8 protein-coding genes are annotated in these 12505 nt (G+C 72.2%); 4 read left to right on the top strand and 4 right to left on the bottom strand.

Features of this window, described 5'->3' with window-relative positions:
• Positions 1–41: 41 nt before the first annotated feature.
• Together HJD23_RS15620 and HJD23_RS15615 are read right to left on the bottom strand one after the other, a co-directional pair.
• Positions 42–1631 carry a M23 family metallopeptidase gene (locus tag HJD23_RS15620; RefSeq protein ID WP_240980722.1) on the bottom strand — a complete coding sequence of 530 codons (1590 nt, stop codon included), beginning with the start codon at positions 1629–1631 and terminating at the stop codon, positions 42–44.
• A 289-nt stretch (positions 1632–1920) separates the two neighbouring features.
• Positions 1921–2814: an alpha/beta fold hydrolase gene (locus tag HJD23_RS15615; RefSeq protein WP_171117584.1), complete on the bottom strand. Its 894-nt coding sequence runs from the start codon at positions 2812–2814 to the stop codon at positions 1921–1923.
• Between the two features lie 696 nt (positions 2815–3510).
• Between HJD23_RS15615 and HJD23_RS15610 the strand changes: the two genes are divergently transcribed.
• Positions 3511–3927: a cobalamin B12-binding domain-containing protein gene (locus HJD23_RS15610; RefSeq protein WP_171117585.1), complete on the top strand. Its 417-nt coding sequence runs from the start codon at positions 3511–3513 to the stop codon at positions 3925–3927.
• A gap of 297 nt (positions 3928–4224) precedes the next feature.
• Here the strand turns inward: HJD23_RS15610 and HJD23_RS15605 are convergent, their stop codons facing one another.
• Together HJD23_RS15605 and HJD23_RS15600 are read right to left on the bottom strand one after the other, a co-directional pair.
• Entirely contained in the window at positions 4225–5850 is a 1626-nt protein-coding gene (locus HJD23_RS15605) for a DUF5691 domain-containing protein (protein ID WP_171119168.1), read from the bottom strand.
• Between the two features lie 123 nt (positions 5851–5973).
• Positions 5974–7329, bottom strand: coding sequence for an SWIM zinc finger family protein (locus tag HJD23_RS15600; protein ID WP_171117586.1), 1356 nt, complete (start codon positions 7327–7329; stop codon positions 5974–5976).
• Between the two features lie 133 nt (positions 7330–7462).
• Between HJD23_RS15600 and HJD23_RS15595 the strand changes: the two genes are divergently transcribed.
• From HJD23_RS15595 to HJD23_RS15585, 3 genes are read left to right on the top strand one after another with little or no spacing between them, the layout of a single operon-like run.
• Entirely contained in the window at positions 7463–8605 is a 1143-nt protein-coding gene (locus tag HJD23_RS15595; protein ID WP_171117587.1) for an AAA family ATPase, read from the top strand.
• A 48-nt stretch (positions 8606–8653) separates the two neighbouring features.
• Positions 8654–11122, top strand: a complete 2469-nt coding sequence (locus tag HJD23_RS15590) for a DUF5682 family protein (RefSeq protein ID WP_240980721.1) — start codon at positions 8654–8656, stop codon at positions 11120–11122.
• Positions 11123–11162: 40 nt separating this feature from the next.
• On the top strand, positions 11163–12344 hold the full coding sequence (locus tag HJD23_RS15585; protein ID WP_171117589.1) for a VWA domain-containing protein: 1182 nt from the start codon (positions 11163–11165) through the stop codon (positions 12342–12344).
• Positions 12345–12505: the final 161 nt, after the last annotated feature.

The following is a 12505-nucleotide window of genomic DNA, read 5'->3' as shown; positions in this document are numbered from 1 at the left end:
TCGGGGGTCTCGCGCAGAGGCCCCGCTCACCCCGGCGTTTGTTACGACGGGTCGAGCCCGTGGCTGCGCAGCCAGGACAGCGGGTCGATCGACGATCCGCCGCCGGGGCGCACCTCGAAGTGCAGGTGCGGGCCGGTCGAGTTGCCGGAGTTGCCGGAGTACGCGATCGGGTCGCCGGCCTTGACGGTCGTACCCGAGGCGACCCGGTAGCTGGAGAGGTGGCAGTACCAGGTCTCCGTACCGTCCATCGCCGTCACGATCATCATGTTGCCGTACGCGCTGTTCCACTCCGTACGGACCGTGCCGTCCGTCGCGGCCATCACTGTCGTGCCGTACGAGACGGGGAAGTCGATGCCGGTGTGCACGGACATCCAGTTGATGCCGGCCTGGCCGTAGTAGGCGCTGAGCCCGTGCTGCGCGACCGGCAGCGCGAACTTCGGGCGCAGCCGCTCCTTACGGGCCGCCTCCTCCGCCGCCCTCCGCTTCTCGGCCGCCTGCTGCTCCTTGAGGTCGATGCGCTCCTGCGTACGGCTGACCCGGTCGCCGAAGTCCTGGGCCTCCGCGGTGAGGCTTTCGAGCTGCGTGTTCAGCTGCTGGTTGGCGGCGGATGGTTTCACCGCGAGCGTGTCCGCGGCCGTGGCCGAGGTGTCCTGGTCGTCTCCGGAGAGGGTGCCGACGGAGGCGGCGGCGATACCCGCCACGCCCATCACACAGGCCGAGGGCACGGCGACGGTCAGCAGCGCGGAGCGCTTGGCGGGCGTACGGCGACGGGAGCGGGCGGCGTTGCGTGCGGCCGCGCGGCCGGTCGGGGCGGAGGTGACCTGCTCCTGGTCGTCGAGGAGGAGCGGGGTAGCGGCGGGCGTCTCGCCGGTGGTGTCCGGCTCGCCGTCACCGTGGGTGTCTTCGCCGAGGTCGACCTGCTCGAAGGTCGCGGTCGACTGCTGGTCGAAGGTCGCGTTCGCCTGCTCGTCGAAGGTCGCGCTCGCCTGGTGGTCGAAGGGCTCGGCGTGCTGGGCGAAGTCGTAGGCCTCGGTGTGCTGTTCGTACTCCTCGGTGGCCTGGCCGGTGTCGTGACCGCCGCCGTCGGAGTTCCACTGCGTGGCGTCGTACGCGCCCGTGTCGAAGGCCTGCGTGCCCCATTCCCACTGCTGGGTCTGGTCGGCCGGGCCGCCCTGCTCGGGCTGGAGCCATGCGCTCGCGTCCCACTGGCCGCTGGCGTCCACCGCGCCCGCCTGCTGCGGGATCAGCGGGAGCTGCTGGTGCTCGGCGGTCCAGGTGGTCGTGTCGTAGGCGCCGGTGTCGTAGGCGGCGTGGTGCTGGGCCGCGTACGGGTCGTAGTTGACGGTTTGATGGCTGCCGGTGGACCACTGGGAGGCGTCGTACGCGCCGGTGCCGTGACCGCTGCCCGCGAGGTCGCCGAAGAGCGGATCGCTCTCGAAGGTCGTGGTGGCGGTCGGGGTGGTCGTCGTGGCGTGGCTGCCGGTGTCAAATCCGTTGGCGGAGTAGCCGGCGTATGTGGTGAAGTCGCCGTACTGGGCTTCCTGGGTGCCATACGACGCGTAATGCGCCGAGGCGGCTTCGGAAGCCGGAGCCGGGGTGGTCATGGTCCCCGACGGGTGACGGTCGTTCACCAACTTCTCTTTCGCCTCGACAACAGGGGCTGGCAGAGCAGTGCGGCGACTGTACCCGGCGGTACGCGGGCACGACAATCTTCTGCAGGTTTCGCGCGCGCAGGAAACGGGCATTCGGCGGTGTTTTGGCGGACTGCGGGCACGGGTTTGGGGTTGTGTTCGAAGACCGTTCGATGTCGACGGCTGTTCCGAGGCGATGAGTTGGCTGTGGGGCCCCGGTGCGGGCAGGTGGCCAGGGGGTGACCGGCCGGGGCTGGTGGGTGACGCGCCGGTGACCGGCGGGGAATGGTCAGGCCACGGTGAGGCCGCCGTTGCGCGTGGCGGACTGTGCACCCTCCGTACTGCTGTGGTAGGCGCCCTCGAGGGCCTGGCGTATGCCGGACGCGACGGCGGGGTGCACAGGGAGGGCGAGGTGGCCGATGCCGCTCACCCGGACGTTCTGCGCCCGCAGGTCAGGGTGCTCCAGGCAGGCCGTCTCCAGTGGGTCCATCAGGTGGTCGAGGTCGCTCCAGAAGCTCACGAACCGCGTACGGCAGCCGGGCGCGGGCAGCGCGAGCTCCTCGATGACGGCGGAGCCGGGGCGCATCTGGCGCACTATGGGGTGCGCGTTCGCCAGCGGCGCCACCCGCGTGCCGGAGTGGGGTGTACCGAGGGTGACGAGTGTCCGGACGCGTGTGTCGCCGGCGAGTCGCTGCACGTAGTAGCGCGCGATCAGGCCACCGAGGCTGTGGCCCACGATGTCGACCTGATCGCTGTCCGTGCGCTCGCAGATCTCCTCTATGTGTCGGCCGAGCAGCTTGGCGGCCGCACGGATGTCGCAGGTCAGCGGGGAGTAGTTCAGCGATACGACCTGGTGCCTGCCGTGCTGCGCCAGGGAGCGGCGCAGGAGCAGGAAGACCGAGCGGTTGTCGATGAATCCGTGCAGCAGGACGACCGGCGGCTTCGACTCCGTGGGGAGCTGGGCGGCGTCCTCCTGGGCGGGGATCCGGGGAGCCGGCGTACGGCGTTCCTGGACGATGCCGGAGGGATAGAGGATCAGGTGCCCGGCCAGGATCGCGATCTCCAGGGCGGTGGCTTTCAGGAGGGCCAGTGAGAGTCCCGCGAGGCTGCTCGGGATGGGGAGTAGATGCCGGTGGAGCGGGTGAAAGGGCAGCAGCGCCCTGGTGACCTGCGTGACCTTCATGGCCGACCTCCCGTCGGCACACGGTGGACGGCTCTGTCCCGTGTGCGCCCGTGGGAGTCGCGGTGGAGGGCTACGGGGCGCGAAGGGTGGCGCGTGGTGCGGGGCGGTGCGGAGTGGTCCGGGGTAGTGCGGGTGGCGCGGGTCGTACGGCGTGTGCGCTGGGTACGGGGTGTGCGCCGTGGTGCTTGGTGGCGCGAGGTGGTGCAGATTGTGATGTGGGTCGCGCTGTGTGTGGCCTTGCCGCCTGTCTGGTGTTGTTCGGTCTCGTGCTGGACTGTGATGCGTTGTGTGTGCTGTGAGGCTGATGTGGTGTCGGTGACTTTCTGTATCCCCTGCGCTACGTGTCGGTGATGCCCTTCGTGCCTGCGTCGATACGCCTCACCGACCCGCGGCGCGCGGCCTGCGGCGCGGAGATGGGGCGGCCTCGTTGCGGCTCCCGTTGCGCGGGGTTCCCTGGAACTCCGCGCGTTCGAATGTGTCCCACTATGTGATTTCCCCCTCGGTCCACACCGTAAAACTGCCGGTTGCGGGCTGCTGGCGATAACGTTCGTTCACTTCCCCGGTGGGTGCGGCCGGGTGCGGCCCGGCGAGCGTGCGGTGGTCGTCGGTGCGGGTGGCGCGCCGCGCGTACGGGCATGACGGATCTGTGCGGTACTTGTCGGTACGGATGGATGTAATCGCTTCATGGAGGCAGTGATGGGTGTGGCAGCCGGTCCGATCCGCGTGGTGGTGGCCAAGCCGGGGCTCGACGGCCACGATCGCGGGGCCAAGGTGATCGCGCGGGCGCTGCGGGATGCCGGTATGGAGGTCATCTACACGGGGCTCCACCAGACGCCCGAGCAGATCGTCGACACCGCGATTCAGGAGGACGCCGACGCGATCGGACTGTCGATCCTGTCCGGGGCGCACAACACGCTCTTCGCCGCCGTGATCGACCTCCTCAAGGAGCGTGACGCTGAGGACATCCTGGTCTTCGGGGGCGGCATCATTCCCGAGGGGGACATCGCTCCGCTGAAGGAGAAGGGCGTCGCCGAGATCTTCACGCCCGGGGCGACAACCACGTCGATCGTGGAGTGGGTGCGGGAGAACGTGCGGCAGCCGGCGGAGGCGTGAGCCTTGCGCGGTGGCGGCGGGGCGAGCGCGCATCTGGCGCGGTGCTCCGTTGCCGGGGCGGGGTGAGGGCGTCCAGTCCGGAGCCGTGAGAACGCCGGGGCCGCAGCAGGGCAGCGGTCGTGTCGCAGCGTTCCGCCGCCGGGGTGGGGCTGGTGAGGGCTGGTGTGGTGGCCGTTCCGGCGGTGGGGCTGGTGAGTGCTGTTGTGGTGGCCGTTCCGGCGGTGGAGCACGTGAGGGCTGGTGTTGTGGCCGCCCGGCGATGTGGCAGGCGAGGGCCGGTGCCGTGCTCCGTTTCCGTCAAGGGTTCAGCTCCTCGGCCATCGCCGCTCGTAGGCGCAGGGTCGTGACCAGGCGCTGGAAGGCCTCGGCCCAGTAGCCGCCTGCTCCTGGTGACGCGTTCTCCGGTTCCTCGGGTATCGACAGGAGGCCGTCGAGGCGGTTGGCCTCGGACGGGTCGAGGCAGCGTTCCGCCAGGCCCATCACTCCACTGAAGCTCCATGGATAACTTCCCGCGTCCCGCGCGATATTGAGCGCGTCGACCACCGCCCGTCCGAGAGGCGCGGACCACGGCACCGCACAGACCCCCAGCAGCTGGAACGCCTCGGACAAGCCGTGCGTGGCGATGAACCCCGCGACCCAGTCGGCTCGCTCGTCGGCGCCGAGGGTGTCCAGCAGCTTGGCCCGCTCGGCCAGCGACACAGCGCCGGGGCCGCCCGCCTCCGGGGCCGAGGGCGCGCCCAGCAGGGCGCGGGACCAGTCGGCGTTCCGCTGTCTGACCGCCGCCCGGCACCAGGCGGCGTGCAGATCGGCCTGCCAGTCGTCGGCCACCGGGAGAGCCACAATCTCCTGGGGCCTACGGCCGCCCAGCCGGGCCTGCCAGGTCGCGAGGGGCGCTGCTTCCACCAACTGGCCGAACCACCAGGAGCGTTCGCCGCGCCCGGCCGGGGCCTTGGCGACCACGCCGTCCCGCTCCATGCTCGCGTCGCACTCGTGCGGTGCCTCGACGGTGATCGTGGGCGTGTCCCGGGTGTGGTCCAGGGCCACGCACGCCCCGGCGCGGACCGCCATCCGCGCGGCCAGTGCCGAGCCGGGCAGTGCCGAGAGCAGCTCGGCCGCGGTGGCCCGTACGTTGCGGCTCCGGTCGGCCAGGGCCTGCTCCAGGAACGGCTCGTCCTCGGCGGTGAGATTCGTACGAAGGGAGTCGAGGAACATCAGGCGGTCCTCGGCCCGTTCCGTCGCCCAGGTGGATGCGAGCAGATCGCGTGCGGTGGTGGCGTCCTGGGCACGGAGTGCGGCCAGGAGGGACACCCGTTCGGCGAACAGGCCCTCCTGCCAGAGTTGTTGCACGTTCTCCGTGTCCTGGAGGTGCGGCAGCGTCGTGCCTCCGCCCGGGGTCGCGCGCAGCGCGAAGCGCCAGTCCGGGTTGAGGCGGGCCAGCCACAGAGCGCGCGGGCCGGCGAAGGTCAGGGCGGCGGGGCGGAGGTCCGTACGGCCGCGGGCCGCGTCCAGGAGCGCGGGCAGTGTCTCCGGGGGTGCCGCGTAGTGGTGGGCGTTGGCCAGCGCGAGCCACTGCGGCAGCAGCTCCATGAGGTCCGGTGCCGCGCCTCTGCGGCCGCCGCCGGATGCGCCGGGGCGGTCGGCCAGCAGCAGGGCGAGTCTGCGGGCCGCGGCGGCCGGGAGGGGCGGGCGCGAGTCTTCGGGGGCCGGGTCGGGGCGCGGTGCCGGGCGGGCGGGGCGGAGGCCGGCCCGGCGTCGTACCGTCTCCGCGGCCGCGGCGTCCAGCAGGGCCATCGGTGCCTCCCGGCCCGGAGCGGAGAGAGCGGAGAGTGAGGGTGGCGGCGTGCGCCGGTCCGTGCCGAGCAGGGCGGTGGTGACCAGGTCCTCCCAGGCGGTGGCGCCCGCGTGACCGTGGTCGGCGAGCACGCCCGGTGCGGGCGGCTCCACAGCAGTTGCGGTCCTGTTCACGAGAGTCCTTTCGGTGTCAGGAGAGTCCCTTCGGCGCGCTGATCCGCGGCCGTCCGGGGCGTACGGCGGTGAAGGGCGGGGTCAGCACAGTGGTACCGGCGTGTCCGTGCCCTGGGGCCAGGCCGTCAGTGGGGTGAAGCCCTGGTGGCCGCACTCGCCGAAGACCTTGACGGGGGCGCCGCCCGAGAGGGCGACGAGCCGCCAGAGGCCCGGGCGGGCGCGGGCGGCCGGGGTGAGGGGCAGCGCCGCGTCCTCGTCGGCGTCGGCCAGCTGCCAGGAGTTGCCGTCCGGGGTCGGTATGACCCGGTCCAGGGTTGCCGGGACCGAGTCGAGCCACGGGTCGGCGCGGAGTGCCTCGCCGTAGTGGACGGCGGCTTGGGTCGTCGTCATGCCCGGAGGCCGGATCGACGTCGGTGCGGGCGGCGCGAACTGTTCGCCGAGTGCCGCGCGCGCCTGGCCCGCCCCCGGGTAGGCGGAGACCTCCGCCTCCAGGGTCAGTCCGACCGGCAGAGCGAGCTCCGGAGCCCGGCCGGCCGCGCCGTAGGAGAGGAGAAGCGTGGTGCGGTCGGAGTCGGCGCCGTACAGCCAGATCCGGCGCGTCGTCAGTCGGGTGTCCGCCGTGTCGTACTGGGCGAGGACCAGCCAGCGGTCGCGCACCGGCGGGCCGTCCGCCGAGGCGGGCAGGCCGACACGGGAACGGACCGTCGCCGCCAGGCTCTCGGGCAGCCGGTCGCGGTGCAGCCAGCCCTGGTCGAGGAGGTGGAGCAGCGCGCACTCCTCCAGCAGTCGCACCGGCCACCCCGGCCCGGACGCCGGGATCGCCCCCAACTCCCTCACCCGCGCGGCCAGCCCGGGCGCCTGGGCGTCGACCATGCGGGCCGCCGTCTCCTCCCACAGTCCGTACCCCGCCTGCTCCGCCGCGGCCAGGCCGCCGCGCAGCAGGTCCGCCAAGCGCTGCTCCAACTCGGTCGCGCCCGCCGTGATCCGCTCGGCACGTCGCTCCGCACGACGCCGCGCCGCCTCGGGATCAGCGGCGGCGGGCGGCGAACCCGCCGTCCCCGGCGTCCGTTTCTCCGCGGCGCGCTGCCGTCTGCCCGCTATCCACTGCTCGGCCCAGTCCGGCGCCTGGCCCGGCGGCACCGCCCCGTCGTCGCCCGACCAGAGCAGCAGCAGCCCGAGCGCGTGCTTGCACGGGAACTTGCGGCTCGGACAACTGCACTTGTACGCGGGGCCGGACGCGTCCGCGATGTCGATGACCGTCTGATACGGCCTGCTGCCGCTGCCTTTGCACAGTCCCCATACCGTCCCCTCGTCGGAACTCCCCGCCTCGGACCACGGCCCGGCCGCTCCGAGTTTGCTTCCCGCCTTGCGTGACGCGGCGTCAGGCGCCAGTGCCAGCACCTGTTCCGCAGTCCAGCGCACCCCCTGCTGAGTCATGCCATCGAAGGTAGATCCCACCACTGACAATCGGCCCGGCGAGCACATTTTCGCAGTTCAGAACGCATTGTCAGTGGTGTGGTGCAACGTGGATGCCAGATCCGAACCGGCCGAGCTGGAGGGGGACTCAGCCATGCCTGTGTCCGAGGAACCGACGTTTGTCGATCAGACCGAGAACACGTCCGTGCAAGAAGAAGCGGAGGCGCTGCGGCCGCACGCCGAGGACGCCTTCGCGGATGAACTCGCCGCGCTGGCCGCGCAGGACGACAGGCCGCGCCCGGCCCGCTGGAAGCTGTCGCCGTGGGCCGTCGCCACCTACCTCCTCGGCGGCACGCTGCCCGACGGCACGGTGATCACGCCTAAATACGTGGGACCGCGCCGCATCGTCGAGGTCGCCGTCACCACGCTGGCCACCGACCGCGCCCTGCTCCTGCTCGGCGTGCCCGGCACCGCGAAGACATGGGTGTCCGAGCACCTGGCCGCGGCGGTCAGTGGCGACTCGACGCTGCTCGTGCAGGGCACCGCGGGCACACCGGAGGAGGCGATCCGGTACGGCTGGAACTACGCGCAGCTGCTCGCCCACGGCCCCAGCCGGGACGCCCTCGTGCCGAGCCCCGTCATGCGGGCCATGGCCGAGGGCATGACCGCACGGGTCGAGGAACTGACCCGGATCCCGGCCGATGTCCAGGACACGCTCATCACGATCCTGTCGGAGAAGACGCTGCCGATACCGGAGTTGGGCCAGGAGGTGCAGGCCGTCCGCGGCTTCAACCTGATCGCCACGGCCAACGACCGCGACCGCGGGGTCAACGACCTGTCCAGCGCACTGCGCCGCCGCTTCAACACGGTGGTGCTGCCGCTGCCGGACAGCGTCGAGGCCGAGGTCGACATCGTCTCGCGCCGCGTCGACCAGATCGGCCGCTCGCTCGACCTGCCGGCCGTGCCCGACGGCGTCGATGAGATCCGGCGCGTGGTGACCGTGTTCCGTGAGCTGAGGGACGGGATCACGGCCGACGGCCGTACGAAGGTCAAGTCGCCCAGCGGCACGCTGTCCACCGCCGAGGCGATCTCCGTCGTCACCAACGGTCTTGCGCTGGCCGCCCACTTCGGCGACGGCGTGCTGCGGCCGAGCGACGTCGCCGCGGGCATCCTCGGCGCGGTCGTCCGGGATCCGGCGGCGGACCGGGTCGTCTGGCAGGAGTACCTGGAGGCGGTCGTACGGGAGCGGGACGGCTGGAAGGACTTCTACCGGGCCTGCCGGGAGGTGAGCGCATGAGCGTCAACGGGTGGGACACAGCGGTCGTGGAGTGCGTCGGCGCGACGGATGACGACGACCTGGGGTGGCCTCGGAGGCGAGGGGGACGGTGTGACGGGCGTTGAGCGCGCCGGGAGCAGCGGCTTGACCGGCACTGAGCCGCTGCTGTTCGGCGTACGGCATCACGGGCCGGGGTCGGCTCGGGCCGTGCGGGCGGCGTTGGACGCGGCCCGGCCGCGGGTGCTGCTGATCGAGGGGCCGCCCGAGGCCGACGCGCTGATCCCGCTGGCCGGCGACGAGGACATGCGGCCGCCGGTCGCCCTGCTGGTCCATGCCGTGGACGAGCCCGGGCGTTCGGCGTTCTGGCCGCTGGCCGAGTTCTCGCCGGAGTGGGTGGCGATTCGGTGGGCCCTGGAGCAGGGGGTTCCGGCCCGCTTCATCGACCTGCCGGCCACGCACACGCTGGTGTGGGGGAGCGAGGCGGAGGGGGAGTCGGCTGGGGACGGCGGTGGTGTTGGGGGCGGTGAGGCTGGGCCCGACGCCGACGCCGACGCCGGCGCCGACGCCGGCACCGATGCTGCCCCCCAGTCCGACGTGCGGGTCGATCCGCTCGGTGTGCTCGCCGAGGCGGCTGGTTATGACGACGCCGAGCGCTGGTGGGAGGACGTCGTCGAGCATCGGGGGCTCGGTGAGGGGGACGCGTTCGCTCCGTTCGCCGTTGTCGAGGAGGCGATGGGCGCGCTGCGGGAGGTGTACGGGAGCGGGGGACATGACCGGGACCTCGTGCGGGAGGCGTATATGCGGCTCCAGGTGCGGACTGCCCAGCGGGAGTTCGGGGGCGGTGTGGCCGTGGTGTGCGGGGCGTGGCATGTGCCCGCGCTGCGGCAGAAGGTGACCGTCGCGGCAGACCGGGCGCTGCTGAAGGGGCTGCCCAAGGTCAAGGTCGACATGACCTGGGTGCCGTGGACGCATCGCAGGCTGGCGCGGGCGAGCGGGTACGGCGCGGGGATCGACTCGCCGGGGTGGTACGGGCATCTGTTCTCGGCGCCGGACCGGCCGGTCGAGCGGTGGATGACCAAGGTGGCGGGGCTGCTACGGGCCGAGGACCGGACCGTCTCCTCGGCGCATGTCATCGAGGCGGTCCGGCTGGCCGAGACGCTCGCCGCGATGCGCGGGCGTCCGCTGGCCGGGCTCGGTGAGACCACCGACGCCATACGGGCGGTGATGTGCGAGGGGTCGGACGTGCCGCTGGCGCTGGTGCACGACCGGCTGATCGTGGGGGACGTGCTGGGGGAGGTGCCGGACGCGGCGCCGGCGGTGCCGTTGCAGCGGGACCTCGCCCGGCTGCAGCGGCGGCTGCGGCTGAAGCCGGAGGCGCTGGAGCGGGAGCTGGAGCTCGATCTGCGCAAGGAGGCCGATGCCGGGCGCAGCAGGTTGCTGCATCGGCTGCGGTTGCTGGGCGTGGTGTGGGGCGAGCAGGTGGTGTCGCGGGGCAGTACGGGGACGTTCAGGGAGACCTGGCGGCTGCGCTGGGAGCCGGAGTTGTCGGTGCGGGTCGCCGAGGCGGGAGTGTGGGGGACGACTGTGCTCGCCGCCGCGACCGCCAAGGCGGAGGCCGACGCGATGGCGGCGCAGGGCCTCGCCGACGTCACCGCCCTCGCCGAGCGCTGCCTGCTGGCCGAACTGCCGGACGCGCTCCCTGCGGTGATGCGGATCCTCGCCGACCGGGCGGCCCTCGACGCCGATGTCGGCCATCTCGCGCAGGCGCTGCCCGCCCTGGTCCGCTCGCTGCGCTACGGCGACGTGCGCGGCACGGACACCGGCGCCCTCGGGGAGGTCGCCGCGGGCCTGGCCGAGCGGATCTTCGTCGGACTGCCGCCCGCATGTGCCGCGCTCGACACCGACGCCGCGGAGGAGATGCGGCGTCATGTGGACGCGGTGCACACGGCGGTGGGGTTGCTCGGCGAGGCTCCGGCAGCGGGACACGGTGACCTGCGGGGCCGCTGGCACTCGGTGCTGCGAGTGCTCTCCGCGCGGGACACCGTGCCCGGCGTGATTCGGGGGCGTGCGGTGCGGCTGCTGCTGGACGACGGGCAGTTGGCGCAGGACGAGGCGGCGCGGTTGATGGGGCTGGTGCTCTCGCCGGGGACGCCGCCGGGGGACGCGGCCGCGTGGATCGAGGGGTTCGTCGGCGGGGGCGGCGGCGGAATGCTGCTGGTGCACGACGAGCGGCTGCTGGGGCTGGTCGACGGCTGGCTGACCGGGGTACCGGCGGAGGCGTTCACGGACGTACTGCCGCTGCTGCGGCGCACCTTCTCGGCGTACGAGCCGGGGGTCCGCAGGACGCTGGGGGAACTGGTGCGGCGGGAGCCCGGGCAGCGGGGGAGCGCGGCGGCCGTGGGCTCGGGGATACCGGGCTTCGGAGCGGGGCTCGATGCCGAGCGGGCCGATGCCGTGCTGCCGGTGGTGCGGTTGCTCCTGGGGTTGGACGGGGCTGGAGAAGAGGACAGCGCCGAGCTCGCTGGGGTGGCCGGATGAGCGGGAGCGGGATTCATGGGATTCGTGGGGAGGAGGCCGTATGACTGCGGAAGCCATGGGCGTGGCTGAGCTGGATGACGCCGGGCGGGAGCGATTGCGGCGGTGGCGGCTGGTGCTGGGGAGTGACGCGGCGGACGGCACCGGGTGTGCCCTCGGCGGGCGGGATGCCGCGATGGACGGGGCCCTGGCCGCGCTCTACGGGCAGGGGGACAAGCCGCAGACGGGGAGGGAGCGTGCGGCGGGGCTGGGGGCGTCGGCGCCGTCCGTGGCGCGCTGGCTCGGAGACATCCGGACGTACTTCCCGTCGTCCGTCGTGCAGGTCATGCAGCGGGACGCCATCGACCGGCTCGGGCTGTCCGCGCTGTTGCTGGAGCCGGAGATGCTGGAGGCGGTGGAGGCCGACGTGCATCTCGTCGGCACCCTGCTGTCGCTGAACAAGGCGATGCCGGAGACGACGAAGGAGACGGCGCGGGCCGTCGTGCGCAAGGTCGTCGAGGACCTGGAGAAGAGACTCGCCACCCGCACCCGGGCCACCCTCAGCGGGGCGCTCGACCGTAGCGCGCGCATCAACCGGCCGCGCCACCACGACATCGACTGGAACCGCACGATCGCGGCCAACCTCAAGCACTACCTGCCGGAGTACCGAACGGTCGTACCGGAGCGGCTGATCGGTTACGGGCGGGCGTCCCAGTCAGTGAAGAAGGAGGTCATCCTCTGTATCGATCAGTCGGGATCCATGGCGGCGTCGGTGGTGTACGCATCGGTGTTCGGGGCGGTGCTGGCATCCATGAGGACGATATCCACGCGACTCGTGGTGTTCGACACGGCGGTTGTCGATCTCACCGACCAGCTTGAGGACCCGGTCGATGTGCTGTTCGGTACGCAGCTCGGCGGCGGTACGGACATCAACCGGGCGCTGGCGTACTGCCAGTCGCAGATCACCCGGCCCGCGGAGACGGTGGTCGTGCTGATCAGCGATCTCTACGAAGGGGGGATACGGAACGAGATGCTGAAGCGGGTGGCGGCGATGAAGGGGGCGGGGGTGCAGTTCGTGACGCTGCTCGCGCTGTCGGACGAGGGCGCGCCGGCGTACGACCGGGAGCACGCGGCCGCGCTGGCGGCGCTCGGGGCGCCGGCCTTCGCCTGTACGCCGGACCTGTTCCCGGAGGTGATGGCGGCGGCGATCGAGAAGCGTCCGCTGCCGATACCGGACACCGCGTGACGACCGGGGGAGGAGCGGGTGAGTCCTGCGCGAAAGGGGATATGACTACCCATCGGTAACGCCGGGCTTGCGCAACCTCGGGAGTCACGTGCAAGGATCGACGTCTCATCGGCGGGGCGGTGCGCTCCGCTTGCCCGTACCGCGTAGTCGTCGATACGTGA

The sequence above is a fragment of the Streptomyces sp. Z423-1 genome, assembly GCF_013009255.1.
Taxonomy (GTDB): domain Bacteria; phylum Actinomycetota; class Actinomycetes; order Streptomycetales; family Streptomycetaceae; genus Streptomyces; species Streptomyces gossypiisoli.
This window is presented reverse-complemented; position numbering and strand designations above follow the sequence as displayed.